Here is a 24,851-nt window from a genome sequence, read left to right as displayed (position 1 = left end):
ATCTCGCTGAAGTTACGGGATTCGGCGTTGTAAGTTATCAAATCTTTTCACGGCGATCGCAACTATATCCGTAAAAACTGAAACTGAGTTTTTGGGCCGAGATGCGGTGGAAACGAACGAGATGGCTGAGCAGTCTTTATCCTGTAGATCAGTGCTGTTCGCTTCAAAGTTCATGATTCAGTTCAATCAAATTTTTCGAGTTTTGACATCGCTCGTCAAACCACAGCCGATCCCACGGTTAGGACCGCGCCAGTGGCCACAAGCGATCGCGATCGGTTTGGCTAGCCTCCTGCTGAGTTGGGCCATGCTACCTAGTGGAGCCTTTGCGGCCACCCCCCAAACTGAGGCTAAGACTCCCGCACCTGCTCCTTCTATTCAGCCCTATCTGGGTCGAGTCATGGATCGGGTGACTGAGTTTCGGCTTGAGAATGGCTTGAAGTTTATCGTGCTGGAGCGGCACCAAGCCCCCGTGGTTTCGTTCCTTACCTATGCTGATGTTGGAGGAGCCGACGAACCAGATGGCAAAACTGGAGTCGCCCATTTTCTAGAGCATTTGGCCTTCAAAGGTACACAACGCATCGGCAGCAAGAACTATCGGGCAGAAAAAGCAGTACTCGATCGCCTAGATACCTTAGCCAAGCAAATCAGGGCTGCTGAAGCTGCGAAAAATTCCGCTAAAGTGGCTCAGCTCAAGCAAGCTTTTGAGAAGGCTGAGGCTGAAGCAGTCAGCTACGTTCAACAGAACGAGTATGGCCGTATTGTCGAGCAAGCCGGAGGAGTGGGCCTCAACGCCACTACCTCTTCAGATGCCACCCGCTACTTCTACAGTTTTCCAGCTAACAAGCTAGAACTGTGGATGTCGCTGGAGTCGGAGCGCTTTTTAGAACCCGTGTTTCGTGAGTTCTACAAAGAAAAAGACGTGATTTTGGAAGAGCGGCGGATGCGAGTGGACAACTCACCGATCGGCCAAATGATCGAAACTTTTCTAGATGCTGCCTACGACAAGCACCCCTACCGTCGGCCTGTCATTGGTTACCCGGAAGATCTCAAAAACCTGACACGCCAAGATATTGCCCAATTTTTTGACACCTATTATGTCCCCAACAACCTAACCATTGCCGTGGTGGGGGACGTGAATCCGTCAGAAGTAAAACGCCTAGCCCAAACTTACTTTGGCCGTTACAAAGCTCGTTCCGCGCCACCCAAGCTAACGGTAGTGGAGCCACCCCAAACCAAAACCAAAGAAGTGACGGTGCGCTTACTCTCACAGCCTTGGTATCTAGAGGGTTACCACCAACCCGCGATGAACCATCCCGATCATGTGGTTTATCAGATGATTGGTAGCATCTTGAGTGACGGACGCACTTCGAGGCTTTACAAGTCATTGGTAGAAAAGCAGCAGATTGCGCTCTCGGCTCAAGGGTTTAGCGGTTTTCCCGGTGATAAATATCCCAGCTTGATGCTGTTTTATGCCCTGACTGCCCCCAACCATACCGTTGATGAGGTGGCAACCAGCTTGCGCTCAGAAATTGAACGGCTGAAAACAGAACCCGTCTCTGCGGAAGAACTCGATCGCGTTAAAACCCAGTCACGCGCTGGCTTACTGCGATCGCTCACCTCCAACTCTGGCATGGCCAGCCTACTGTTGGAATACGAAGTCAAAACGGGTAGTTGGCGGAATTTGTTTGAAGAATTGGATGCGATCGCGGCAGTCACGCCCGCTGATATTCAACGAGTGGCCCGGGAAACCTTCCGCCCCGAAAACCGCACCATCGGACGGCTGTTACCTCAAACTTCATAACTACCTGATGGCCGTTCTTCGTCTTATGTTCAGTTTTATTCATAGCCACAGGAGGCTCGATTGATCGTGCGGCAGTTTCAGTTGCCTAAAGGCAGCCTTGGCAGAAAATTTGTGCGTCGTTTGGCCGTAGGGTTCGCTTTCCTCACGCTGCTCCTTCTAGCATTGAGGCCTGCGCCTGCCTCAGCCCTCACCGCCAAACACTACACCGAATTAAACTTCCCTCCCCTACCAGAAGTTCAAATTCCTCAGTACAGCCGCTTTCAACTCAAAAACGGCATCATTGTGTACTTGATGGAAGACCATGAGTTGCCCCTCGTCAGTGGGACGGCTTTATTTCGCACAGGCGATCGCCTAGAACCGAGCGATAAGGTAGGTTTAGCCGGATTGACCGGGACTGTCCTTCGCACTGGAGGCACTCAGCAGCATCCCGCCGATACCCTGAACCGACGCTTAGAACAACTGGCTGCCTCTGTGGAGACAGGCATCAGCGCCGCCTCAGGCAGTGCCAGTTTTGATGCCTTGGCAGAAGACTTGGGAGAAGTATTTGGTTTATTCACTGAGGTTCTGCGTCAGCCCACCTTTGCCCAAGACAAACTAGACCTCGCTAAAACTCAAACCAGAGGCGGCATTGCTCGACGCAATGATACTCCCGACGACATCGCGGGTCGAGAGTTTGAACAGTTGCTGTATGGAGAAACCAGCCCCTATGCTCGGATTGTGGAATACGCCACCCTCGACAATATTTCGCGGGATGATGTGCTGAGCTTTTACCGAACCTACTTCCACCCCAACAACATGATTTTGGGCGTTGTCGGTGACTTTGACAGCAAACAAATGCGATCGCTGATTCAGGCCAAGTTTGGTGATTGGCAAGCTACGCAACCGATCAAGCCGACTTTACCAACGGTTACCCAAGCTAATCAGGGTGGGGTCTTCCTAGTCGATCAACCGCAATTGACCCAAAGTTATGTGCAAGTGGGGCACTTGGGCGGCCAACTCAATAGCCCTGACTATCCAGCCCTAACAGTGATGGATGGCGTACTAAATGGCTTTGGTGGACGCTTATTCAATCAGGTGCGATCGCGCCAGGGCTTGGCTTATTCGGTCTATTCAGCTTGGAGTGCTCGCTACGATTATCCAGGTGTATTCCTAGCAGGGGGACAAACGCGATCGGATGCCACCGTGCCCTTTATTCGGTCGGTTATGGCAGAGATTGAGCGCATTCGCACTACTCCTGTTTCCACCCAGGAACTCGCTTATGCCAAGGACTCAGTGCTCAACTCGTTTGTGTTCAACTTCCAAGACCCAGAACAAACTCTCTCGCGATTAATGCGCTATGAGTACTACGGCTACCCAGCAGACTTTATCTTCCGCTATCAGCGCGGGGTGGAAGCAACCACCAGTTCTGATGTGCAGCGAGTGGCTCAAAAATATCTCAAACCAGAGAATATTGTGACGCTAGTGGTGGGTAACGCTAAAGCGATCGCGCCCCCTTTAACGAGCCTCGGCCCCAAGGTCAAAGTCACTCCCATAGACATCACTATCCCAGAACCCAAAGCTGCAAGCTAGCAGTAGCCTGTGATAGAGGTGTCGGTAGGGGTAAAGCATTCAGCCGTTGAGCTAGAAGCAAAGACCATCAACTCAAAACTGAATGCTTTACCCAGCCCAAAGGAGTTGATGAGGCACTGTTGACTGCGATCGCCCTCAAAGGGTTTAGCATTTGGAGCACTCATTCACGTTTCTGGCTCCCCAATTTGGCTCAAATGCTAAACCCCTAAAAGCTTTTATGGCTTCTCCTCGCCCTAAAGATGCACCTTAGCTACGGCAAGGTCTGCCGCTGGGTGTGGCATCGGGATAAAAGGTAACAATGGCATTGCGATCTTTGACAAACACAGCTTGGTAAGATTTGCCCGTGAGCTGGTCTTGAACTTGATATAAGCAGGCTCCCTGAGCGTTGCCCCGGACTTTAAAGGCTTTCGTTGCGTCTAATAACATCTCTTGAGCATCGCTGATTAGCGGGTAGCCTTTGATCGTATCGGTCCAGGTTTGGTTGCCTCGCTTAACCACCACTCCTAAGGTATAAAGCACGCCGGGCTCTACTTCTTCGCGGTTGAGGTTGTTACCTAAGCGGCCCCCTATCTTCTCGTTTTGCAATTGTAGGTAGCGACCGACAAAGTGTAGCCCACCAATTTTCTGTGGGCCTTCTAGCTCCCCGCAAAAGATATGTTCGAACCCACCCCGATCTGACCAGGCTGCTGTGAGATCATCGAGAAATTCCGCTTGCGTATTCCGTCCGGGTAGAAGTTCACCCCCCACAGCGGTTTGAATTTGGCGCAGCACCTCAGGATGATTAGCCATTAGCTGCTTGAAGCGGTTGGCATTGACTGTACTGCCAATGGGGCCACAAGTCTGCAACACGGCTTGGTCAAAGGCGGTCAAGCTAGGTGCTGGTGGCGTAATATCGGCGGGCCGACCTGCGGGAAAGCGATGTACTTCTAAGTTGTTGGATTGATCAAAGAAGGGAAGCAGGGTTGTACTGCTAGGATTGGAGGGGCGAGTTCTCGTCTCACTAGTACTGCCATTTGGGGCGTTGCCATTAGCAGCCGAACCTGCTTGGAAGGTGCCGCAGTTAGCACTAACCCAACGGCGCTCAGGATTAGCATTAGGGACTTTAATTAAGACAAATCGCCGCTCGGCGCTATTAAATCCAATCACTTGATAGCGTTGATTCTTCGCGACTCTGGTGTTCCCTGGGTTGGGGCCATTGATCGCTCTGGTGGCTGAGCAGGTCTGAGTGATAATTAGAGTTCCGGATTGCAGCACTTGAGCTTGGGCTGGAGCGATCGCCAGATTGCTGATAGCCAGACTAAACAAGACGGCTCCAAGCGCCAAACTAGCGGTAAAGGGAAGTTGATTGATCTGTCGTTTCATAAATAAATTTCAGTTAAGTAGACGAACACGCGCAAGAATTTTCTGCTCACCATTTTCCATCTCTCCGGTTCTTCCGGAAGCATGCTTAAACTAGCTCAAGAATTAGATGGGTTAACTCACCAGCTAGGGTGAGCAACAGGGCGATCGCTAGCCTGAGCCTGCGGCTTTACTCCCTTTAGTAGGATGAAGTAAGGCCCCATCAATGCCAGGCTAAGATATGTCACACTTTGTAATATTGCGCCCTAGCGTATTGGGATATTGCACCTTTTAATTTCGTGCCTTCTCCATGCTGGGCGCAGCCTTGTCTTTGTGGTTATTTCGAGCGGCTACTTCCTAGGAGCATTTCCATGCAACTGCCCATAATTGGCAAAGTTGAGAAACCGACCCCCTGGATCTTGGGGCTAATTGTGGCTGGAGTGCTGGGTGTGTCCGGAACTGCCTTCCTCGTGAACCGAGCCGCAGCTCCCCGAGAAGATATTTCCGAGTTGACTGTGCCTGTGCAAGCTGAAAATTTGCGGGTCCGCATTACTGCTAACGGCACGCTAGTCCCCATCCAAAGCGTCAATCTCAGCCCCAAAGCAGCCGGGATTGTCAAAGAGCTGTACGTCGAGCAAGGCGATCGCGTGGAAGCAGGCGATGTGGTTGCCCGGATGGACAACAGCACCTTTCAAGCAGAGCTAACTCAGGCTCAGGCAAATTTATCTCAAGCTCAAGCTAACCTAGCCAAGGCTCGCGTTGGCAATACGACTGCTGCAATTGGTCAGGTGCAAGCCAGCGTGGCCCAAGCCGAAGCCCAAGTGCGTGAAGCTGAAGCTCGACTAGCTCTCGCCAGCGATCGCGTCCGCCGCAACGAAAGTTTGGCCGCAGAGGGAGCTATTTCTCGCGATCGCCTGGACGAAGTGATTAGTGAAGCTGACCGAGCCAGAGCCAGTGTCGAACAAACCCAAGCAGGCGTGCGAGAAGCCAGAAGACGTCTAGAAGATTTGCAAAACGGCTCGCGTCCAGAAGATATTGCCGTGGCCGAGGCGCGAGTCCGGGAAGCAGAAGGCCGAGTTCAAGCCGTGCAAACTCAGATCGACGATACGGCTGTGCGTGCCCCTTTCGCCGGAATCATTACACAGAAATACGCCACAGCAGGAGCGTTTGTCACCCCTACTACCTCCGCTTCGACTAACTCCTCCGCCACCTCTACCTCCGTCGTCGCTCTCGCCAGTGGACTAGAAGTGCTCGCTGAAGTGCCCGAAGTAGATATTAACCAAGTGTCAGAAGGGCAGGGTGTGGAGATTGTGGCCGATGCCTTTCCCGATCAAGTGTTTCAGGGCAAAGTCCGCTTGATTGCCCCTGCGGCGGTTAAGGAGCAAAACGTAACTTCTTTCCAAATCCGGGTCGCTTTGGTGACGGGGAAAGACAAGCTGCGCTCGGGCATGAATGTTGATCTCACCTTTTTAGGCAAACAGTTGGATCAAGCCTTGGTCGTTCCGACAGTCGCGATCGTGACTCAGGAAGGCCAAACTGGGGTCTTAGTGACCGATGCCAAAAATCAGCCCACCTTTAAACCTGTCACCATTGGTCCTACGATTGGCAACCAAACTCAGGTTTTGCAGGGGTTAGAAACAGGTGAAAAAGTGTTTGTTGAGTTACCAGAAAACAAGAAGCTAGAAGACTTCACCAAAACTAAAGGCGACCAGAAGAATAATTAATAAGAAATAACTAACGAGTGCTAGCTAAACCAGGTCAGCCAGAGTGGTAGTACCAACAACAACCCGATAAAGCTGAGAGCAATACTACCTGTGAGCAACTCGCGATCGAGATTATAAACCTCCGCCAAAATCAGCACCGACAACCCTGTGGGTGTACCCGACATCAGCACCAAAACCAATCGAGGCACTCCTGTTACACCAAAGCATGTTGCCCCTAGTCCCACCAACCCAGGCACAATCAAAACTTTTAGTAGGGTAGGCAAGATAGCACGTTGGAGACTGCGCCAGCCTTTAATAGAACCGAGACGTAACCCGACGAGTAACAAAGCACTAGCCATCACGACCCAAACCGCTTGATCCAGGCCAGTCGCGATCGCCTCTGGTAGCACAATTGAACGGGTGCTAAATCCTAAGAAAAAAGCCCAGGTACTCGGAACGGTTACTACATCCCGCAACTGAATCCACCAATGATTCTTAGTCGCGCTGTGGCCAAAGTAGCTAGCAATAAACACAGCAATGCCGTAGTTGCCCACCACATTGCTAGTGACACTAAACAGGACTGCCCAGCCTAGATCATCGATGCCAAATAATACTTGGGCCAGAGCTAAGCCAACAAAGCCCGTATTCCCCAACATCGCCGCCAAAATAAAGCTGCCGAGCCTTGCTCTGGGAGATACTGTGGCGCTGCTAGAGGTTGAGGTGATTGGACTCGGAGCTGAGTCAGCAGTAATTTCTATGAAGCTAGATTGCCTTTGTGCAGTCCACCAAAAAATTAAGGATAACCCCAAGCTCAACAACAACACCCCGACTGCTACCGCTGGAATGAAGCCAACGCGATCGGACCACTCAGTTTGTCGTCCGAGCACCAGTAACTGTAAAGGCACCCCCACCCAATACAAGGCTTGCCCCAACAACTGAGGAAACCGCTCAGGCACGAACCGGAGGAGCAATAGCCCTAACCCTGGCCAAATCAGCAACGGAGTGTAAGCACGGAACAGGGTATCCAGCATAAAAAGGACTCGGTAGGGCTATTGAACCGTAGTTGGTTACCAGGCTGACCGCTCCCAAAACCCCTCGCCGCTCCAGAGAGGAACTTTGAATTTCTCACCCCTTGTCAGCCAGGGAAGGGGTTGGGGCTTAAGTTTCAAGGTCATTTTATTTAGGAACGAGGCGCATCTTGCAAATCTCCCGGTCGGATGGATAGTTGCTGAGTTTGTTCACCCCGCTGCACTTGCAACTGTAAAGGCTGATTGACCCGACTTTTTTCGACCGATCGCTGCAATTGCTCAGCAGTTTTGACCGATTGGCCGTCCACAGTAGTAATGACATCACCCCGACGTAAACCTGCTGCTGCCGCTGGGCTATTGGGCATCACCTGCATCACCAAAACGCCATTCACTTCTGGAACCGTAAAAGGAGAATTGGGGTTGCGGTTAGATTCTTGCGCCAGTGCTGGGGTAAGGGTGAGCAAGCGCACTCCAATATAGGGATGGGGTACCTTGCCGCCGCGAATCAACACATCTTTGATCGCTTTGGCTTTATCGATGGGAATGGCAAAACCAATGCCTTGAGCATCGGCGCGGATGGCGGTGTTAATTCCAATCACTTCACCGCGATCGCTTAGCAACGGTCCACCAGAGTTGCCAGGGTTAATGGCTGTGTCGGTTTGGATAAAGTCGAGGCGTTTGTCTGGAATGCCCACCTGAGCGCTAGAACGGTTGAGGGTGCTGATGATGCCTAGGGTGACGGTGTTATCTAGACCTAAGGGGTTGCCGACGGCGATCGCCCAATCCCCTACCTGCACATCGCTAGAGTTACCCAGCGGAGCCACAGGCAGGTTTTGGCCGTTGATTTTCACCACTGCTAAGTCAGACGGCTCATCAATACCGCGCACTTCTCCCTTGAAGGTACGACCATCCTTTAGCGTCACGCTAACCGTATCTGCTCCACTCACCACATGGGCATTGGTCAAGAGAATGCCATTGCGATCGATGATGAAACCAGAGCCTTGACCTCGTTGATGATATTCCTGTGGTGCTCGTGAGTAGCCATCGCCAAAGAAGGGACTAAAAAAAGGATCATCAAAATAGGGGTCTGCTGGACGAGTGGTAATTGTGCGATCGGTGTCAATCCGCACCACGGCTGGCCCGACTTGATTCACAGCATCAGCCACAAAATTACGGCTGGTTTCTTGGCTAGGCGCGATATTAGGGGCGACATCGGGGGCAATCGCAGGAGCAGGAGCTTCCACGGTAGCAGAGCTGATCTGCGTGGCTTGATTGATCAGCGCTGAAACCTTGGGAAGCCAAGCTGAGGGAAAAGTCCACAGCACAGCCAAAGTCAAAGCAACGCTCAACACAATCACCAGGGCGTAGCTACTAATTTGACGAAGCGGAAAAAAGCGTTGCTCCGAGGACGACATCACAATTCCTCCAGGTTCTTCGATCGCTTATTAAAACTGCAAAACAAAATCAAGATATGACAAAACACTCGGTGTGACCATGACACCCCTAACGCAGCAAACGCTGTTACAGCCCCAACGTTAATTATGCTCTGGTAGCAGCATAATTTTTACCTATTTTGGGGCTAGGGATGATGACGGCAACGGCCAAGCATCTACCTTCGTATTCTAATTTTTCCACCCGTAAAACTTGAATATTTCACGGCCTATCAGCGCTCTGTATCCGGAAATACCAAAACTATTGCATGACAGCCTGAGTTCCTTCCTAATATTGATGCGAGTTACGGTTCCATCAGTTTCATAGAAGAAGCTGTAGAAATTTCGCTTTATGATTCGCCTGCTGGTTAACTTGCTGGTCGCTGTGTTGAATACCTTCTATAGAGAGGACGATGGCCCTGATTTGTCAGTACAGGTCTACCGTCGCTTTTTCGTGCTGGAAACAGTGGCGCGGGTGCCCTATTTTGCCTACCTGTCAGTGCTGCATCTGTACGAAACGATGGGCTGGTGGCGCAAATCGGATTGGTTAAAAATTCACTTCGCTGAAGCTTGGAACGAGTTGCACCATCTCCTGATTGCGGAAGCACTAGGAGGCGATCGCTTTTGGCTCGATCGATTGCTAGCGCGAGCAGGGGCGTTTGTCTACTACTGGATTCTGGTGCCTGTCTATATGATTTCACCACGAACCGCTTATCACTTTATGCAGTTGGTGGAAGAACATGCCTACCAGACTTACGACACCTTTCTACAAAAACATGAGGCGGCTCTCAAGGCCGAGCCCGCACCTGAAGTTGCCACCAAGTACTACTTGGAAGGTGATATGTACCTGTTTGATGAGTTTCAAATGTCGCTGGGTTCGGAGCAGCGCCGTCCCCAAATTGAGACGCTCTATGATGTGTTTGTGGCAGTGCGAGATGATGAGCTAGAGCATGTCAAAACCATGATTGCTTGCCAGCAAACCGACGCTCAAGCAACCTTCCAAAGCCCGCACAGTGCTGAGAAGCTTGCTTTACCAGAAGCTACGCAGGTGGCGATCGCGGCTACTACACAGCAGTTAGCGCAAGAATCCCAGACTGAATCTGTCGAGATGAGGTAGATCAATCGCTCCTTGAATGGCTGACCTCTGCAAGCATCCTAGCGGTTGCGCCTTTGGATACCAGCGCTAAAGCTTCACGGACGACTTCAGAGCCAGCACCTGTGAGACAAGAATTTTCTGTGAGATGTCGTTTCCAAATTCGGCTTCCCGGTTGCCCCGCAAACAGTTGCAGCATGTGACGGGTGATTTTGTGAAGTTTCAGACCTTGAGCCGTCCAGAAATCAATGTATGGCAACATCGCTTCAGCCACTTCCTGACGAGTGGAAGGGCTGGTTTCTTCGCCGTAAATCAGGCGATCGCTTTGGGCAAACAGATAAGGCTGATCGTAGGCAGCACGACCAATCATCACCGCATCCACCGAGCACAACTGTTCTTGCACCTGGGCCAAGCTAGTGAAACCGCCGTTGATCTCAATGAATAGGTGGGGGAAGTCTTGCTTCAGCCGATGCACGTCTGCGTAGCGGAGGGGGGGAATATCGCGGTTTTCTTTAGGGCTAAGCCCTTGCAGCCAAGCCTTACGAGCATGGACGGTGAAGCGCTCACAACCTGCGGCAGCAACCGTTTGGACGAACTCCACCATATCCTCGTAGCGATCGCGATCATCAATGCCGATGCGGTGCTTGACGGAGACTGGAATGCTCGTTGCTTGCATTATGGCAGCGACACAATCGGCCACTCGTTCTGGTTGGGCCATCAGGCAAGCGCCAAAGTTACCATTTTGGACGCGATCGCTAGGACAGCCGACGTTGAGGTTGATTTCGTCGTAACCTAGGTCGACGGCAATTTGGGCACAGATAGCAAGGTCTTTGGGGTTATCTCCGCCCACTTGCAGCGCTAAGGGTTTTTCTTCGGGGGAAAAGGCTAGTAATCGTTCGCGATCGCCGTGCAAAATTGCGGAACTCGTCACCATTTCGGTGTACAGCAGGGTTCGCTGGGTGATTTGCCGCATGAAGTAGCGGAAGTGGCGATCGGTGCGATCCATCATGGGGGCGACGCTGAGGGGGTTGCCGATGGGGGCGCGATCGCGGTGGGATGAGTTGGTTACGGGTGCTGTGCTGAAAGCGGTCATTGGTTTGAGGGATGTTTCCTCTGGTTTTTCATCTCTGCTGAAGAGCCGAACCCTTGGGGGCGCTTGCCCCCAAACCCCCGCTGAAGGACGGCTGCGTCCTCCAGACCTCCTCCAGAAAGGTACGGATATAGTTGTAACTTCTGAATCCAGCTTCCCCTAGTATTGGGGGACTGAGGGGGCAGTGCAAGGAGTTGAAGCTTAAGAGGCAACAGCGGTTTTGTCTGCTTCGCGGGCTCCGACTGCTAATACTAAGCATAGGGCGGCGATCGCGGTTTGCCATTCTTGGCGAATGCTGGTGTCTTCTACATCATCAAATAAGCTGACTAACCGTGGGATGGAGCGTTCCATGGCGGGACGGGGCACGGGTTGGTGCAGTTCGACTAAGCGGGTTAAGCTTTCTTGGTTGTTGAGGAAGTTGACAACCCAGCGAGTGGCATGGTCAGGGCTATCTGGCACCCGCTTCACATCTAGCTCTGTTTTCAACCAGATATAGAACGGGGGCAGGTTCTCTGCTAAGACTTGACCTGCAGTGGGTAAGGTTTGCCGTAGTAGCTCAACATTCAGGCTAGCTAGCTTTTGTTGAACTGCGGGGTTTGCCAACAACTCGGACAAGTTGCAGGCTAGCAAAGCTTCAACATCAGTAGTAGCAAGATTGAGGTGCTGGGCAAAAGTATTTAACATGATCAATTCTGACAGGAACTAAAGTACGACTGACTTATAGAAATGCTGAGGCGCAAAGACGGCCTCGCGGCATCTACGTATCTTCAGCACTTGAGCACAAAGTACAACGGAAAAGGTCAGTATAAATGCGGGACTAGGGCCAGTGGTTTCCGACCACGGCAAGATGATGGGAACTCTCGGCCTCCAATCAAATTCTGATCAGATAAGGTGGAATTAGTGTCAAGGAGCAGCAGCGATGTCTAGAGTTGCGTTTGTTGGTCAGGCAATCAGGTCTTCTTTGGGAATAGCGATCGCATTAGGAGTAACAGCGATCGCCTCCTTGCCCAGCCAAACTCTAGCTCAAACTGCGCCTGCGAATGCTCCTAGCAGCAATCCACAACCTCAATCTGGCTGCATTTCTGGATATCCGGATGGCACCTTTCGCGGCGATCGCCCCGTGACTCGCTACGAATTTGCGGCTGGCTTAAATGCTTGCCTGAATAATATCGAGCAGCAGATCCCGACAAACCGCGCTAACTTAGCGACCAAGGCCGACTTTAGAGCACTGATTGAACGGCAACGGGAGCTAAATGCTCAGGTCAAAGATTTATCGAGCCGCGTTGATGGCATTTCTACCAAAACCATGACTCGGCCTCGTCAACCACTGAGACACGGCCCCAAGCTATAGACTCATCAGGTTATAGAGCCATAAAAGAGCGATCGCCCTCCAGAACCCTAGTCGCAAGCGATCGCTCTTTTATTGGTTCGTCTAAAGGTTCGTTTAAAGTCTAGACTTTGGTGCGATCGGTGAGGATTTCGTAGCCGTCTTCAGTCACCAAAACGGTGTGCTCAAACTGGGCTGAGAGGGAGTTATCTACCGTCACCACGGTCCAGCGGTCTTGCAAGGTGCGGGTGACTTTAGAGCCAGCATTCAGAATCGGCTCGATCGCTAGGGTCATGCCTGCCCGCAGCTTTACGTTGGGCATTTGGCGAGTGCGGAAGTTAAATACAGAAGGCTCTTCGTGCAGGTTACGACCTACGCCATGCCCGGTGTAGTCTTCTACGATCACGAAACCGTTCGCCTCGACGTGGTCTTGCACCGCACCCGCCAAGTCTAGTAGGTACTTGCCCGCTTTGACTTGCTCAATGCCTTTGTAAAGGGCTTCTTCAGCCACTCGGATTAACTTAGCCGCTTCTGGGGTCACTTCTCCCACGCCAATGGTGATGCAAGAGTCACCATGAAAGCCTTGGAAGTAAGCTCCGGTGTCAATCTTGACCACATCTCCGGTGCGAATCACCTTTTTGGCATTAGGAATCCCATGCACCACTTCGTTGTTGATGCTGGAGCAAATGGAGGCAGGGAAGCCATGATAGCCCTTAAAGCTGGGTGTAGCTCCCATTTCGCGAATCCGCTTTTCTGCATGAGCATCCAAGTCAGCAGTTGTCATCCCCGGTTGAATAATTTGGGAGATTTCTTTCAACACGGTCGCGACAATTTTGGCTGACTCCCGCATAATCTCAATTTCGCGCGGAGACTTAATCTCGATTCCCCGACGTTGCTTAACACGGGGTGGCTGAGACGCTTGAGGAATCAAATTGCTGAGGATGTTCATGGAGATCGAGGAGTACTGATAGGAGCTGATCTTTAGATCTAAGTTAACCCAATTTGCTCTAGGACAGCAGAGCGATCGCTGTCCTAATTCTGCTGTCCTAATTTTTTAGGGGGCGGCTGCGGCTGGTGCACCTGCGGTCACTACCACTAAGCGATCCGGTTGGAGCAATTCTTGGATGGCTTGGTTCACTTGTTCAACGCTCACGGCTTGAATCTTGTCGCTAAACTGCTGCAACTCTTCCCGCTTGAGGCCATAAACCTCATTCAGCAGAATTTGCTCAGAGAGAATCTCAGGGTCAGCCAGTTCCACCGGATAGCCACTGGCTAAAGATTGCTTCGCGATCGCGACTTCAGATGCACTGACTCCCTGCTCACGCATTTGGTTCAGCAAAGCCAACGTGCTATCGATCGCCTGCTGCGAGTCTTCGGGTGCAGTTTGCATTGAGATCAAGAATGGTCCTGCCGAGGTGCCAGCCTGGAAATAGCTATAAATGCCGTAGGTCAGTCCTTGGCGATCGCGAATTTCTGTTCCGAGTCGGCTAGAAAGCGTACTACCTCCCAAAATCTCATTTAGCACTAAAGCTGCGTAATAGCGGGGATCTTGGCGATCGATCCCTTGGTAGCCCAAGTAAGTGACTGATTGGGTTTTTCCGGGCAAAGGAGCCGCTAAATAAGTCGGTTTTTCGGGAGCAGCTACGGTTGGGAAATTGAGTTTCGGAGCTTGCCCAGCTGCTTGCCAAGTTCCTAGTTTTTGCTTCAGGAGCGATCGCACCTGTGCAGGGTCAAAGTTCCCGACTAAAGCCAAAACGGTTTTGTCCGGTCGATAATGCGTGTGATAAAACTGCACTACATCGTCACGGGTAATTTGCCTCAGGCTTTCAGGGGTAGGGAAGCTGTGGAAGGGATGATTCGCTGGATAAATTGCCTGCTGAAATTGGCGACGACCCAGGGAGCGGGGATCATCTAATTGCTCTTGCAAGTCGCTCAAAGCTCGCTGCCGACTTAACGCCACCTCATCGGCAGGGAAGGAAGCATTTTGTACGACATCAGCCAAAGTTTGCACCAGTAACGGCAGATCGGTTGCTAGGCCATCGCCATCAATCGTCACCCCTTCGCGATTGGTATCAAAGGCTAAGTCAGCTCCGCGATCTTCCAGCGTTTCAGCCAACGTCAAGGCATCTTTGGTTTTGGTGCCGTTCATCACGTTTTCGGCAGTTAAGTCAGCCAGTCCTGCTTTCTCATTGGAGTCGTACTCGGTGCCAGCGGCAATGTGACCACTGAGCGTAACCGTTGGCGTGCTGGTGTCTGGTAGCAAGAGGATGCGTAAGCCATTTTTCAGCGTAATTGCTTCTGGCAAGGCTTGGCTGTTCTTAGAGGTCGTTGTCTCTAAGGGGGGTAGATATCGCCCTAGTTCCGCCGGATCAACGGGTTTGCCCGTACCAAGATTTTCGGTCGTTTGGGTCGTTCCTGCTCCAGTCGCTCCGGCGTCTGCTTGCAGTTGAGTCGGTTCAAAGAAGCCAACGGTACGGCTAGCGGGCTGGAAATAAGTCTTGGCGACACGCTGCACATCCGCTGCACTGACTTGGGCGATCGCGGCTAACAAGCGATCGCTATAACGGTAGTCTCCCGCGACGCTTTGGTCATCGGCTAGCTGCATGGCTTGACTCGTGACATCACGGTTTTGCAGCAGCCGGGAAGCGCGTAATTGGTTTTTAGCTCGCTGGAGTTCTGCCTTGCTCACGGGCTTATCTTGGAGATTGGCAAGCGATCGCTGCAAAACTCGATCAATCTGGCTCAGCTTTTTGCCAGGAGCTGCGGTCACAGACAAGCTATACCAGCCAGAGCTGAGTAAGTTCGCAGCATAGCCACCCGCTTCACTGGCTAAACCGGACTCCACCAAAGCTTGGTACAAACGAGAGCTACGGCCTCCGGTCAAAATGTAATCCATGACTTGGAGTGCAGGCACATCTGGATGGCTCAAATTAGGCAATGGATAAACTGCTTGCAGCAGAGCGGCACTTCCTGGCTCTCGCAGCATAATCGGTGCCTGAGTAGCGACAGGTTTTGGCGTAGTTGGGGCGATCGCTGGTACGGGTTTTGCGGTCCCCAGCTTCTCCTGATTCGGAATTTGCCCAAAAGCTGATTTGACAATTTGCAAGGTGGGTTCAGTCTCAAAATCTCCCACAATTACTAGCGTGGCATTGCTGGGACTGTAGTATTTGCGGTAGTAGTCTCGCACCTGCTCAACCGTAAAGCTCTCCACATCCGCTTTAGTGCCGCCAATCGTCAAACCATAAGCCTCTTGGGGAAATGCAGCTCTGCGTACCGCTCGCTCTAAGCGGTAACCTGGTTCATTTTCATAGCCTTGCAACTCTGAAACCACCACTCGCTTTTCACTCCTGAGCTGCTCAGGATTAATTAGCGCGTTCTTCATCCGGTCTGCTTCTAAAACTAGCAGCGCTTGCAGCTTGTCTCGCTCTACAGTGCCAAAATAGGCCGTCTGGTCATAGGAGGTAAATGCATTAGACTGACTGCCGAGCGCGCTAAACAAACGCCCAAACTGAATCGGACGATTGTTGGTTCCTTTGAACATGAGGTGTTCCAGCAGATGGGAAATCCCATTGAGACCTGCTTGTTCATCCCGCGAACCAACCCGATACCACACTTGCACGCTGACAACAGGAGCGGTGTGCAGTTCTTTGGTTAAAACCGTTAAACCGTTACCTAGGACAGTTTTTCTTACTCCTTGAGTCAAGGAAGCAGCAGGCATGACACTAGAAGACGACTTCATATCAGGCTTAGTCTTAGCATTAGGAGTGGCAGAAACGCTGGGAAGTGCCAAGGTAGCGGCAGTTTCACTTGAAATCAATAAAACAGTGGTTAAGCAAAGGGCGAGTAAAGCAGGCCCGGTAGCGCGACGCACAAAAGCTGACAATGACATGAGAAATCACGATGCAATAATTGCACTAATTACGAATCGCCTTAACTGAAAATTCAGCTAGGTAGGGCTGCGTGAGCCTGACATCTACTCTAGTTCACTTCTCTCACACTCAGCCTGAGGCAGTCTGATCAGGCAATTGCGATCGCTTTTCCCCATCGCTGCGCTCTTCCTCGCCGCGCTTTTCCTCATAACTCAAACCAAGGGGAAGTCAGGCCATTGTGACTAACTTGACACGAAAAAATAACATTGCTTGGATCTCTTCACCTAAAGTCTTTCTTTAGAGAGATTTTAGGCAAAACAAAAGCAAATTTATTCTTAAAAAGCGAAAAATTAGCGCTCAGATGCCCCAGCGGGGCATTGCTTGTTTAAGCAAGCTAAAGCTCTAATTCTCTATGCCCCCCGTGAAGGAAAGCCAGGATGAAGCCCTTTGTCGTTCTGCCACTTCTGAGTTTGCTACTGCTAGGCTGCAACCCAACTCAGACTGCCACTTCTCCTAGTTCAGCCCCTGCCAGCTCCTCCGCTCAATCTAGCCAGTCGAGCGATCGCCAGTCTCAAGATAAGCCAATTGTGATCACCACGGTGGCTCCTTTGACGAACATCGTCAGCAATATTGCGGGCGATCGCGCTGATGTCAGAGGCATTGTTCCAGAAGGAACCAACTCTCATACCTTTGAACCTCGTCCCTCCGATGGTGAGTTGATCAAGCAAGCTGATTTAGTTATTGCGAATGGTTTACAGCTAGAAGTCCCTACCTTAGAGTTGGCTGAGGCTGCTAAGCCCAAAGAGACGAAAATCTACGAAGTGGGTACCAACACCATCGCACAAGACCAGTGGATCTTTGATGCCAGCTTCCCTAAAGCAGGCGGTAAGCCCAATCCGCACCTCTGGGTCAACCCCAAATATGCAGCGGCATATGCTCAGCAAGCTGCTGAGCAACTCACCGCTCTAGATCCCGCTGGAGCTGACTACTACGCCGCCAACCTGAAAAGCTATCTACAACGCTTAGACCAGCTCGACCAAGTCACCCGAAAAGTGGTCGCCAGCATTCCGCCCGAAAATCGCAAACTCTTGACCTATCACGATTCTTGGGCGTACTGGGCCCGTGAATATGGAGTTTACATAATCGGTGCCATTCAACCCTCCGACTTCAACGAACCTTCCGCTCAGGATGTCGCTAAGTTGATCGATCAAATTCGAGCTACCCAAGTCCCTGCTATCTTTGGGTCGGAAGTATTTCCTAGCAAAGTGGAAGAGCAGATTGCCCGCGAAGCCAATGTCAAAACCGACAATACCAGTGATGATGACCTACCCGGTGAAGGCTCGGCCAATGCGATGGAAAATACCAATCCTGAACACACCTACATCGGCATGATGGTCGAAAACCTCCGTATCCTAGCGAAGAACTTAGGCGGTGATCCGAGCCTAGTAGATAGCCTAGAAACGGCCAACATTGTCGGACCAACCGCCACCGCTAAAGCCAAGCCATAAGCAAGCCATAAGGTAGAAAGCATGCAACCTTTGCTGGAAGTAAAACATCTTGCCTGTGGCTATCAAAGCCAAACCATTTTTACAGATGTCAGTTTCACTTTGTACCCAGGCCAGTTTTCAGGGTTAGTGGGGCCTTCAGGCAGTGGTAAAAGTACTTTACTCAAGACGATTGTGGGATTGCTGCGTCCTTGGTCAGGAGAAGTTTGGTATCGGGGACGCCGCTTAAAACCAGGAACTTCCCCCATCAAGGTAGGCTATGTTCCTCAGGTAGAGACAGTAGATTGGGGTTTCCCTGTCACCGCAGAAGAAGTGGTGATGATGGGGCGTTATCGACAACAAAAGATTTGGCCTTGGCCCTCTGCTTGCGATCGCGCCAAGGCCAGAGAACTACTCAGCCGAGTTGGCATTGAGCATGTAGCGCGTCAACCCATCGGTGAACTATCCGGCGGACAGCAGCAACGAGTGTTTCTAGCGCGAGCGCTCGTGGGCGATCCCGAAATCGTGTTACTCGATGAGCCAACCAGCAGTTCGGACTTGCATGTGCAGCACGAGCTACTACACTTGTTAGCCGAGTTGGGACAACAGGGCTTAGCCATCTTGATTTCTACCCACGACCTCAATTCGGTTGCCACGCACCTGCCTTGGGTGATCTGCTTCAACCACGGCCTGATCTGCCAAGGCCCACCCAAAGACGTTTTCACACCCGAAAGCTTGGGGAGAACCTTCCGAGGTGAAATGGTGGTATTTCGGCAAAATGATCGGATTTTGGTTGCCAGTGGAGCCACCTCCTTGCTGCACGAAATGCAAGCCAACCTGCCCCCCGCCCTCTACAAATCTCTACCTTCTAAATCTGTCTAATTTCTTGCCCCAACGTCTGGACTGACTATGGAGTTCCTGCTCAAACCTTTTCAATACGAGTTCTTTGGTCGAGCCATGTGGGTCGGGATGATGGCAGGGCTGTTGTGCGGTGTCATGGGAGTCTACATCACCACCCGACGCATGAGTTACATCGCCCACGGTTTATCTCACGCCATTTTGGGAGGTGCTGTAATTACTTATGTTCTAGGCTTCAACTTCTACATCGGTTCCGGAATCTGGGGGTTTGGCACTGCCCTGCTGATTCAATACCTCACGGGCCGCAAAATCTACTCTGATGCCGCGATCGGTATCGTTACCACCGCCAGCTTTGCCTTGGGCGTTGCCGTTATCAGCACCTATCGCAGCTTTACTCAAAGTTTTGAAGCCGCTCTTTTCGGTAATGTACTGGGCATTACGCCTACAGACCTCTGGGTCGTAACAGCCGTGACGGTGCTCTTGCTCAGTCTAGTTTTCATCTTCTACCGACCCTTGCTGTTTTGGTGCTTTGACCGGGAAGTAGCGAAGGTGCATGGCGTACCAGTCTTTGCAATGGATACGCTGTTTGCCCTGATGATGGCAACGTTACTAGTGGCGACTTTACAAGTGTTGGGGGTAACTTTAATCATTTCAGCCGTCGTGATTCCTGCTTCGATCGCTCGCCTCTTAAGCAATCGCTTTGGCACCATGATGCTGCTTTCCGGCGGATTAGGAGCCGCGATCGCCTTTGTGGGTATCTACATTAGCTACTACTTTGACATTGCTTCTGGAGCCAGCGTCGTCTTGCTCTCCACCCTAGTTTTTAGCCTCGTTCTGGGGTGGACCCGTTACCAACAACGCCAAAAACGTTATTTGCCCTCACCGCTGCATGCGGAAAAATTGCAGTAAGCAAAGCAATTCTAAAAACAAAAAACTAGACCGAAAGCCCTTCTTCGAGTTACTATTGGAGACTGTGAGTTTTTTGAAAACCTATGAACGCGCAGGAAGTTATCCGCTCAATAGAAGCGGAGCAGTTAAAGACGAATCTCCCTGACATTTATGTGGGCGACACCGTTAAGGTGGGCGTCATCATTCAAGAGGGAGGAAAAGAGCGGACTCAGCCCTATGAAGGTGTAGTCATTGCCAAGCGCAATGGTGGCATCAACGAAACGATCACGGTGCGTCGCGTCTTCCAAGGCGTGGGTGTAGAGCGAGTGTTTCTAGTAAACTCTCCTCGCATTGATAGTATCAAGGTGATTCGTCGAGGCAAGGTGCGCCGCGCTAAGCTATACTACTTACGCGGTCGCGTTGGTAAGGCAACTCGCATTAAACAGCGCTTCGATCGCGCCCTCTAAATCAAGCTCAGCCGCCACCGCTCTAAGGTTGACGCAACGCAGCTTTAGAATTACAATGCAAAAGCTGAGCGTTGAGCCTGAGCTCAACTTGGGCGCTCTTAGTTCAGTTGGTAGAACGCAGGTCTCCAAAACCTGATGTCGGGGGTTCGAGTCCTCCAGGGCGCGCTGGATGATTACCATGACGGTTCTACTCGGAAGTATCTCCTTAACGGGTAACGGGGGCTAAAACCGCCTGCTTTCGAGTAGAATTGTTGTCTGGGCGATCCACCGAGCATTGTAATTGAGTTCCTACTTTGGGCGAAGCAACAGTGCATACTTGCTTGCAGATTTCTTGAGCAGGGTTGCCCAACTTTAAGCGGGAAACCGCTCATAGCTGCACTGATAGGGGAATAGGCAATTGTGGCCAAAAAAGACGAAGTAGAAACACAAGAGAAAAGTTCAGGATTTGATGCAGTTGGTTTCTTCAAAGAATCCAAAGAAGAGCTAGATAAGGTTGTTTGGCCAAGTCGTCAACAGCTCGTCAGTGAATCCTTAGCAGTACTGCTGATGGTGACCCTATCTGCAACCCTCATCTACTTGGTGGACAACTTCTTCGACTGGGTCGCAGGAAAGGTGTTTTGATGACTTCTGCATCGGATGAATCATACAATTCCATCGCACCAGAAGCGAATATGGAAACCAATGAAGAGTCATTTGATCCGAATGCTTCTCATTGGTATGCCGTTCAAGTCGCTTCCGGTTGTGAAAAGCGGGTAAAAACCAACCTGGAACAGCGAGTCCAAACGATGGATGTCGCCGAGCGAATTGTCCAGGTCGAAATTCCTCAAACTCCTGCTGTCAAGATTCGGAAAGATGGCAGTCGGCAGAATTCGGAAGAAAAAGTCTTCCCTGGCTATGTATTAATTCGCATGGTCATGGACGATGAAACTTGGCAGGTTGTCAAGAACACCCCGAATGTGATTAACTTTGTCGGCGCTGAGCAAAAGCGTCGTTATGGACGCGGACGAGGCCACGTGAAGCCAATGCCTTTGGGTGCGGCAGAAGTGGAACGTATTTTCAAGCGCGCGCAAGAGCAAAAGCCAGTCATCAAGATTGACATGGCAACCGGAGATAAAATTCTGGTGCTCTCAGGTCCTTTCAAAGACTTTGAAGGGGAAGTGATTGAAGTGAGTCCAGAGCGGAGCAAGCTTAAAGCCTTGCTTTCCATCTTTGGGCGGGACACTCCTGTCGAACTGGAGTTTAATCAGGTTCAAAAACAGAGCTAGAAGATAAATGGCAAAGAAAGTAGTTACGGTCATTAAGTTGGCCATTAACGCAGGCAAGGCGAACCCTGCACCCCCGATCGGCCCTGCGCTCGGTCAGCATGGTGTCAACATCATGATGTTTTGTAAGGAATACAATGCTAGAACTGCGGACCAAGCAGGCCTAGTGGTTCCTGTAGAAATCTCTGTTTATGAGGATCGCAGTTTCACCTTCATCCTCAAAACCCCTCCTGCTTCTGTGCTTATTCGCAAAGCCGCAGGCGTAGACCGGGGTTCTGGTCAACCCAATACTAAAAAAGTTGGTTCGATCACCCGCTCTCAGTTGCGAGAGATTGCTCAAACGAAGCTGCCCGACTTAAATGCTAACGATGTTGATGCTGCCATGAGAATTGTGGAAGGCACTGCACGTAACATGGGTATTACGGTCGGCGACTAGAAATCGAGTATTAAACAATTAATTATGGGGGAGAAGCAACGCTTCGTTAAACACCCCAGGAGAAGAAAATGGTAAGAAAGGTATCGCGTCGGCTCCAAGAGCTGAACAAAAAAGTAGAAGAAAGAGCGTATGAGCCGTTAGAAGCGCTCAACCTCTTGAAAGAGACAGCAACTGCGAAGTTTACAGAATCAGCAGAAGCACACATTCGTCTTGGGATTGATCCCAAATACACTGATCAGCAACTGAGAACCACTGTGGCTTTACCCAAAGGCACTGGACAAGCGGTTCGGGTTGCGGTCATTGCCCGTGGTGAAAAGGTAGCTGAAGCCAACAACTCTGGCGCTAATATCGCTGGCTCGGAAGAGTTGATTGACGAGATTCAAAAGGGCATGATGGACTTTGATGTCTTGATTGCAACGCCTGACATGATGCCTCAAGTGGCTAAATTAGGTCGCTTGCTTGGTCCCCGGGGTTTGATGCCTTCCCCTAAAGGTGGTACAGTTACCTTTGATTTAGGCCAGGCCATCGGAGAATTCAAAGCCGGAAAACTGGAATTCAGGGCTGATCGGACGGGAATTGTCCACGTTCTCTTTGGTAAGTCTGACTTTTCAACCGAAGATTTGCTGACTAACCTAAAAGCCCTGCAAGAGACGATTGACCGCAACCGTCCTTCTGGTGCTAAGGGTCGTTACTGGCGATCGGTTTTTGTTTCTGCAACGATGGGGCCTTCAATCGAAGTAGACATCAATGCTCTCCGAGACTTGAAGTTGACTGACGTAGCTTAAGGTTAGTCCTGCATCAAAACAAATTCTCCAGAGTGGAGGAGCAACAAGTTTTACCCACAAGTTCCCAATTGAATCAACAAAGCCAGAGACAGCAGGCGCAAATTGCTTAATCTCCTGCCGAGGTTTTAACTCTACTAGTAATTGGTCAGTCTAGTTTTTGAAGACCAACCACTGTAGTGTTTAACCCGGCTCAACGTCCGGGTTTTTTTCTGGCTTACGTTTGTCTTGATGAGGGGACGGGTTAAAGTTTGGCATTCTGCGTTTTTTTAAGGAGGTGATATCAAGTATGGGTAGAACGCTAGAAGATAAGAAGGCAATCGTGGCGGAACTCAAACAACAGTTGAGCGAGGCCCAACTTGCGTTCGTGATCGACTATAAGGGCCTGAGTGTTGCTGAGATTACTGATCTACGGCGACGTTTACGTCCAAAAGGCGCGACATGCACAGTAACTAAGAATACGCTGATGCGGATTGCGGTTGACGGGGATGAAACCTGGCAACCGATGACTGAACTTGCATCTCAGTCTTCTGCCTTCTTGCTAGTGAAGGACGACATTGGCGGTGCCATCAAGGCCTACCAAGATTTCCAAAAAGCCACGAAGAAGACTGAGCTTCGCGGCGGTGTGATGGAAGGTCGTGTCCTCAGTGCTGAGGATGTCAAAGCGATCGGTGACTTACCGTCTAAAGAACAGCTTATTGCTCAGATTGCTGGGGCAATCAATGGTGTCGCTACCAAGCTGGCTGTCGGGATCAACGAAGTTCCTGGCTCTCTGGCTCGTGCCATCAAGGCTGTGTCTGAGAAAGACGACCAACAAGCTGCTTAATGCTTTTTGTTTCTGGATTTTAGATTTTGGATGTTTACCAAGTTCTAACTTTCCTAGCCCAACGGTTTACGCAAAAAATTTCTAGGAGTTAACTCATGTCTGCTACAACTGACCAAATTCTGGAACAACTAAAGTCTCTGACCTTGTTAGAAGCAGCTGACTTGGTGAAGCAAATCGAGGAAGCTTTCGGTGTTAGCGCTGCTGCTCCCGCTGGTGGCATGATGATGATGGCTGGCCCTGGCGCTGCTGCTGCGGAAGAAGTAGAAGAGCAAACCGAGTTCACTGTCAGTCTTGAAGAAGTTCCTGCTGACAAGAAGATTGCGGTTCTGAAAGTGGTCCGCTCTCTGACAGGCTTAGGCTTGAAAGAAGCGAAAGACCTCGTTGAAGCTGCACCTAAGCCCGTTAAAGAAAACGTGGCTAAGGCTGATGCTGAAGATGTGAAGAAGCAACTTGAAGAAGCAGGTGCTAAGGCAAGCATCAAGTAAGCAGTATGACTGCTATTTAATTTGTCTCAATTAAAAAGGAGCCTAAATAAACTAGGCTCCTTTTTTTGGGATTTTCCTGATGAGGGGCGATCGCTACACCTTTAGCTTTTTTGAAAATTCGGATCTAATTATTTGAGATCTAACAAACCTGTCTCTTTTAATTTAGGGTTAAAGCGGATCTGCATTTGCACACCTCTGGTTTGTAATTCTGCTAAGACTTGTTCTTCGACGCGTCTGGCTACACGCTTAAGTAACTTTACTTGAGTTATTTCATCAGCTTCACGGTAATCAGTCTGTTCTTCCTCGGTCATAGTTAGCTTGGCATCAATTGGCTGATTCCAAAGATTTTGCTCCTCAGCATTACCAATAGGCGTAGTACCATTTTCTGCAATCCAGGCATCTCGGATGGCTTCTAGAACGGTACGATTAGGGCGATCGCTCGTCTGAACTTTGAACCAGTAACACGATTGCGAACGACGAACTAAATGTTGCTGAAGACTGAGATAAATATCGCGAGAATAACCAATAAACTGTAGGATTTTCGCTTGGTCAAAAATGGCATAGACGCCTACTCTGCCTTGATACTGGTCATTCACTTGACCCGCATCATCGATGTAAGCAATATATTCTAGGTCAGCGAGAACAGGGATATTAGTTGTGGAAGTCATACTCTGCTCAAGGAGATAGTTTTATCCAAGTTTGTGATAAACCGCACATAAGCGGCTAGGCCGAAAAATTTTAGCGTTAAACATAAAATTAGGAGGCACATTGACAATCACATAGTTATTAGACCCATGATACTTTTCAAATTCGTGGGGCATTCCTTTAGGAGTTGAAGTGCTATAAGGCACAGGTTGAAATAATAATTTCGTAAATTCTACTTGCTGGCACTGCGACTGTTGCGAAACTTGCTGCAAAAAAGCTTCACTTTGCAATAGGTTAAATAAACTCTCTTGAGCAGCTGGCTCTAGCTCAAAGCTGCCATCAAAATGTTCAAGAACTTTTAGACCCATGATTAACAAAGAATTAATAAACGTTTAACTACAGAATAAGCTGGCGATCGCCTCTTATTACTCTACAGAATTGAGGCTACTTCAGGGATAAAAAGCCTAAGT

At 50.4% G+C, this 24,851-nt stretch carries 25 protein-coding genes, 1 tRNA gene, 1 pseudogene and 1 other annotated feature; of the genes and pseudogenes, 16 read left to right on the top strand and 11 right to left on the bottom strand.

Translation table 11 applies throughout. The features are described 5' to 3' along the window. Positions 1-12: 12 nt before the first annotated feature. Positions 13-174 carry a hypothetical protein gene (locus tag H6F72_RS01315; protein ID WP_190431229.1) on the bottom strand — a complete coding sequence of 54 codons (162 nt, stop codon included), beginning with the start codon at positions 172-174 and terminating at the stop codon, positions 13-15. Here H6F72_RS01315 and H6F72_RS01310 point away from each other — a divergent pair. Both H6F72_RS01310 and H6F72_RS01305 read left to right on the top strand, forming a co-directional pair. Then, a complete protein-coding gene (locus tag H6F72_RS01310) occupies positions 173-1,801 on the top strand; it encodes an insulinase family protein (RefSeq protein WP_190431228.1) in 1,629 nt (542 codons plus the stop codon). The genes H6F72_RS01315 and H6F72_RS01310 overlap by 2 nt on opposite strands. A 66-nt stretch (positions 1,802-1,867) precedes the next feature. After that, positions 1,868-3,370 (top strand): M16 family metallopeptidase, encoded by a 1,503-nt coding sequence (locus H6F72_RS01305; RefSeq protein ID WP_370527422.1) that lies wholly within the window; start codon positions 1,868-1,870, stop codon positions 3,368-3,370. Here H6F72_RS01305 and H6F72_RS01300 read toward each other — a convergent pair. Both H6F72_RS01300 and H6F72_RS01295 read right to left on the bottom strand, forming a co-directional pair. After that, on the bottom strand, positions 3,367-3,534 hold the full coding sequence (locus H6F72_RS01300; RefSeq protein ID WP_190431227.1) for a hypothetical protein: 168 nt from the start codon (positions 3,532-3,534) through the stop codon (positions 3,367-3,369). The two genes, H6F72_RS01305 and H6F72_RS01300, sit on opposite strands and share 4 nt — an antisense overlap. An 82-nt stretch (positions 3,535-3,616) precedes the next feature. Beyond that, complete coding sequence (locus tag H6F72_RS01295; RefSeq protein ID WP_190431226.1) at positions 3,617-4,732, bottom strand: EndoU domain-containing protein; 1,116 nt, start codon at positions 4,730-4,732, stop codon at positions 3,617-3,619. A gap of 347 nt (positions 4,733-5,079) precedes the next feature. Here H6F72_RS01295 and H6F72_RS01290 point away from each other — a divergent pair, with 347 nt between their 5' ends. Beyond that, on the top strand, positions 5,080-6,432 hold the full coding sequence (locus H6F72_RS01290) for an efflux RND transporter periplasmic adaptor subunit (RefSeq protein ID WP_190431225.1): 1,353 nt from the start codon (positions 5,080-5,082) through the stop codon (positions 6,430-6,432). A 20-nt stretch (positions 6,433-6,452) separates the two neighbouring features. Here the strand turns inward: H6F72_RS01290 and H6F72_RS01285 are convergent, their stop codons facing one another. Both H6F72_RS01285 and H6F72_RS01280 read right to left on the bottom strand, forming a co-directional pair. Continuing rightward, positions 6,453-7,442: an AEC family transporter gene (locus H6F72_RS01285; RefSeq protein WP_190431224.1), complete on the bottom strand. Its 990-nt coding sequence runs from the start codon at positions 7,440-7,442 to the stop codon at positions 6,453-6,455. Positions 7,443-7,591: 149 nt separating this feature from the next. After that, on the bottom strand, positions 7,592-8,854 hold the full coding sequence (locus H6F72_RS01280) for an HhoA/HhoB/HtrA family serine endopeptidase (protein ID WP_190431223.1): 1,263 nt from the start codon (positions 8,852-8,854) through the stop codon (positions 7,592-7,594). A 367-nt stretch (positions 8,855-9,221) separates the two neighbouring features. Between H6F72_RS01280 and H6F72_RS01275 the strand changes: the two genes are divergently transcribed. Next, positions 9,222-9,986, top strand: coding sequence for an alternative oxidase (locus H6F72_RS01275; RefSeq protein ID WP_190431222.1), 765 nt, complete (start codon positions 9,222-9,224; stop codon positions 9,984-9,986). 1 nt (position 9,987) lies between these two features. Here the strand turns inward: H6F72_RS01275 and dusA are convergent, their stop codons facing one another. Together dusA and H6F72_RS01265 are read right to left on the bottom strand one after the other, a co-directional pair. Then, positions 9,988-11,055, bottom strand: a complete 1,068-nt coding sequence (dusA, locus tag H6F72_RS01270) for a tRNA dihydrouridine(20/20a) synthase DusA (RefSeq protein WP_190431221.1) — start codon at positions 11,053-11,055, stop codon at positions 9,988-9,990. Between the two features lie 198 nt (positions 11,056-11,253). After that, entirely contained in the window at positions 11,254-11,736 is a 483-nt protein-coding gene (locus H6F72_RS01265) for a hypothetical protein (RefSeq protein ID WP_190431220.1), read from the bottom strand. 388 nt (positions 11,737-12,124) lie between these two features. Between H6F72_RS01265 and H6F72_RS30030 the strand changes: the two are divergent. Next, a pseudogene (locus H6F72_RS30030) lies at positions 12,125-12,218 on the top strand (S-layer homology domain-containing protein); the annotation flags it as partial. A 285-nt stretch (positions 12,219-12,503) separates the two neighbouring features. Here the strand turns inward: H6F72_RS30030 and map are convergent. Next, positions 12,504-13,328, bottom strand: a complete 825-nt coding sequence (gene map, locus H6F72_RS01255) for a type I methionyl aminopeptidase (protein WP_190431218.1) — start codon at positions 13,326-13,328, stop codon at positions 12,504-12,506. A 105-nt stretch (positions 13,329-13,433) separates the two neighbouring features. Further along, positions 13,434-16,268, bottom strand: coding sequence for a pitrilysin family protein (locus H6F72_RS01250; RefSeq protein WP_190431217.1), 2,835 nt, complete (start codon positions 16,266-16,268; stop codon positions 13,434-13,436). 417 nt (positions 16,269-16,685) lie between these two features. Here H6F72_RS01250 and H6F72_RS01245 point away from each other — a divergent pair, with 417 nt between their 5' ends. From H6F72_RS01245 to rplL, 11 genes are all read left to right on the top strand, one after another. After that, positions 16,686-17,756, top strand: a complete 1,071-nt coding sequence (locus H6F72_RS01245; RefSeq protein WP_190431216.1) for a metal ABC transporter substrate-binding protein — start codon at positions 16,686-16,688, stop codon at positions 17,754-17,756. Between the two features lie 21 nt (positions 17,757-17,777). Beyond that, on the top strand, positions 17,778-18,614 hold the full coding sequence (locus H6F72_RS01240; protein ID WP_190431215.1) for a metal ABC transporter ATP-binding protein: 837 nt from the start codon (positions 17,778-17,780) through the stop codon (positions 18,612-18,614). 27 nt (positions 18,615-18,641) lie between these two features. Further along, positions 18,642-19,499: a metal ABC transporter permease gene (locus H6F72_RS01235; protein ID WP_190431214.1), complete on the top strand. Its 858-nt coding sequence runs from the start codon at positions 18,642-18,644 to the stop codon at positions 19,497-19,499. 83 nt (positions 19,500-19,582) lie between these two features. After that, positions 19,583-19,945 (top strand): 50S ribosomal protein L19, encoded by a 363-nt coding sequence (gene rplS / locus H6F72_RS01230; RefSeq protein ID WP_190431213.1) that lies wholly within the window; start codon positions 19,583-19,585, stop codon positions 19,943-19,945. A gap of 92 nt (positions 19,946-20,037) precedes the next feature. Continuing rightward, a tRNA-Trp gene (locus H6F72_RS01225) sits at positions 20,038-20,110 on the top strand. 234 nt (positions 20,111-20,344) lie between these two features. Continuing rightward, on the top strand, positions 20,345-20,566 hold the full coding sequence (gene secE, locus H6F72_RS01220; protein WP_190431212.1) for a preprotein translocase subunit SecE: 222 nt from the start codon (positions 20,345-20,347) through the stop codon (positions 20,564-20,566). A gap of 50 nt (positions 20,567-20,616) precedes the next feature. Continuing rightward, positions 20,617-21,210, top strand: coding sequence for a transcription termination/antitermination protein NusG (gene nusG, locus H6F72_RS01215; protein ID WP_242016747.1), 594 nt, complete (start codon positions 20,617-20,619; stop codon positions 21,208-21,210). 7 nt (positions 21,211-21,217) lie between these two features. Continuing rightward, positions 21,218-21,643, top strand: a complete 426-nt coding sequence (gene rplK, locus H6F72_RS01210) for a 50S ribosomal protein L11 (RefSeq protein ID WP_190431210.1) — start codon at positions 21,218-21,220, stop codon at positions 21,641-21,643. A gap of 68 nt (positions 21,644-21,711) precedes the next feature. Continuing rightward, a complete protein-coding gene (rplA, locus tag H6F72_RS01205) occupies positions 21,712-22,428 on the top strand; it encodes a 50S ribosomal protein L1 (protein ID WP_190431209.1) in 717 nt (238 codons plus the stop codon). 64 nt (positions 22,429-22,492) lie between these two features. Beyond that, positions 22,493-22,645, top strand: a sequence feature (ribosomal protein L10 leader region). A 69-nt stretch (positions 22,646-22,714) separates the two neighbouring features. After that, positions 22,715-23,251, top strand: coding sequence for a 50S ribosomal protein L10 (rplJ, locus tag H6F72_RS01200; RefSeq protein WP_190431208.1), 537 nt, complete (start codon positions 22,715-22,717; stop codon positions 23,249-23,251). 95 nt (positions 23,252-23,346) lie between these two features. Next, positions 23,347-23,736, top strand: coding sequence for a 50S ribosomal protein L7/L12 (gene rplL / locus H6F72_RS01195; RefSeq protein ID WP_190431207.1), 390 nt, complete (start codon positions 23,347-23,349; stop codon positions 23,734-23,736). A 128-nt stretch (positions 23,737-23,864) separates the two neighbouring features. Here the strand turns inward: rplL and H6F72_RS01190 are convergent, their stop codons facing one another. After that, the gene (locus H6F72_RS01190; RefSeq protein ID WP_190431206.1) at positions 23,865-24,404 is read right to left on the bottom strand and encodes a GIY-YIG nuclease family protein; all 540 of its coding nucleotides are present in this window, start codon (positions 24,402-24,404) and stop codon (positions 23,865-23,867) included. 21 nt (positions 24,405-24,425) lie between these two features. After that, on the bottom strand, positions 24,426-24,749 hold the full coding sequence (locus H6F72_RS01185) for a hypothetical protein (RefSeq protein ID WP_190431205.1): 324 nt from the start codon (positions 24,747-24,749) through the stop codon (positions 24,426-24,428). Positions 24,750-24,851 lie beyond the last annotated feature (102 nt).

Origin of the sequence: Trichocoleus sp. FACHB-46 (genome assembly GCF_014695385.1) — a bacterium.
Classification (GTDB): Bacteria; Cyanobacteriota; Cyanobacteriia; order FACHB-46; family FACHB-46; genus Trichocoleus.
The sequence above is the reverse complement of the archived record's forward strand: the minus strand, read 5'-3'. Positions and strand labels throughout refer to the sequence as shown.

What these genes read in the sequence shown, in the direction of transcription:
- H6F72_RS01310 (WP_190431228.1), top strand. Translation starts at nt 173, where the DNA reads ATGATTCAGTTCAATCAAATTTTTCGAGTTTTGACATCGCTCGTCAAA.
- H6F72_RS01315 (WP_190431229.1), bottom strand. Translation starts at nt 174, where the DNA reads ATGAACTTTGAAGCGAACAGCACTGATCTACAGGATAAAGACTGCTCA.
- H6F72_RS01300 (WP_190431227.1), bottom strand. Translation starts at nt 3,534, where the DNA reads ATGAGTGCTCCAAATGCTAAACCCTTTGAGGGCGATCGCAGTCAACAG.
- H6F72_RS01295 (WP_190431226.1), bottom strand. Translation starts at nt 4,732, where the DNA reads ATGAAACGACAGATCAATCAACTTCCCTTTACCGCTAGTTTGGCGCTT.
- H6F72_RS01290 (WP_190431225.1), top strand. Translation starts at nt 5,080, where the DNA reads ATGCAACTGCCCATAATTGGCAAAGTTGAGAAACCGACCCCCTGGATC.
- H6F72_RS01285 (WP_190431224.1), bottom strand. Translation starts at nt 7,442, where the DNA reads ATGCTGGATACCCTGTTCCGTGCTTACACTCCGTTGCTGATTTGGCCA.
- H6F72_RS01280 (WP_190431223.1), bottom strand. Translation starts at nt 8,854, where the DNA reads ATGTCGTCCTCGGAGCAACGCTTTTTTCCGCTTCGTCAAATTAGTAGC.
- H6F72_RS01275 (WP_190431222.1), top strand. Translation starts at nt 9,222, where the DNA reads ATGATTCGCCTGCTGGTTAACTTGCTGGTCGCTGTGTTGAATACCTTC.
- dusA (WP_190431221.1), bottom strand. Translation starts at nt 11,055, where the DNA reads ATGACCGCTTTCAGCACAGCACCCGTAACCAACTCATCCCACCGCGAT.
- H6F72_RS01265 (WP_190431220.1), bottom strand. Translation starts at nt 11,736, where the DNA reads ATGTTAAATACTTTTGCCCAGCACCTCAATCTTGCTACTACTGATGTT.
- map (WP_190431218.1), bottom strand. Translation starts at nt 13,328, where the DNA reads ATGAACATCCTCAGCAATTTGATTCCTCAAGCGTCTCAGCCACCCCGT.
- H6F72_RS01250 (WP_190431217.1), bottom strand. Translation starts at nt 16,268, where the DNA reads ATGTCATTGTCAGCTTTTGTGCGTCGCGCTACCGGGCCTGCTTTACTC.
- H6F72_RS01245 (WP_190431216.1), top strand. Translation starts at nt 16,686, where the DNA reads ATGAAGCCCTTTGTCGTTCTGCCACTTCTGAGTTTGCTACTGCTAGGC.
- H6F72_RS01240 (WP_190431215.1), top strand. Translation starts at nt 17,778, where the DNA reads ATGCAACCTTTGCTGGAAGTAAAACATCTTGCCTGTGGCTATCAAAGC.
- H6F72_RS01235 (WP_190431214.1), top strand. Translation starts at nt 18,642, where the DNA reads ATGGAGTTCCTGCTCAAACCTTTTCAATACGAGTTCTTTGGTCGAGCC.
- rplS (WP_190431213.1), top strand. Translation starts at nt 19,583, where the DNA reads ATGAACGCGCAGGAAGTTATCCGCTCAATAGAAGCGGAGCAGTTAAAG.
- nusG (WP_242016747.1), top strand. Translation starts at nt 20,617, where the DNA reads ATGGAAACCAATGAAGAGTCATTTGATCCGAATGCTTCTCATTGGTAT.
- rplK (WP_190431210.1), top strand. Translation starts at nt 21,218, where the DNA reads ATGGCAAAGAAAGTAGTTACGGTCATTAAGTTGGCCATTAACGCAGGC.
- rplA (WP_190431209.1), top strand. Translation starts at nt 21,712, where the DNA reads ATGGTAAGAAAGGTATCGCGTCGGCTCCAAGAGCTGAACAAAAAAGTA.
- rplJ (WP_190431208.1), top strand. Translation starts at nt 22,715, where the DNA reads ATGGGTAGAACGCTAGAAGATAAGAAGGCAATCGTGGCGGAACTCAAA.
- rplL (WP_190431207.1), top strand. Translation starts at nt 23,347, where the DNA reads ATGTCTGCTACAACTGACCAAATTCTGGAACAACTAAAGTCTCTGACC.
- H6F72_RS01190 (WP_190431206.1), bottom strand. Translation starts at nt 24,404, where the DNA reads ATGACTTCCACAACTAATATCCCTGTTCTCGCTGACCTAGAATATATT.
- H6F72_RS01185 (WP_190431205.1), bottom strand. Translation starts at nt 24,749, where the DNA reads ATGGGTCTAAAAGTTCTTGAACATTTTGATGGCAGCTTTGAGCTAGAG.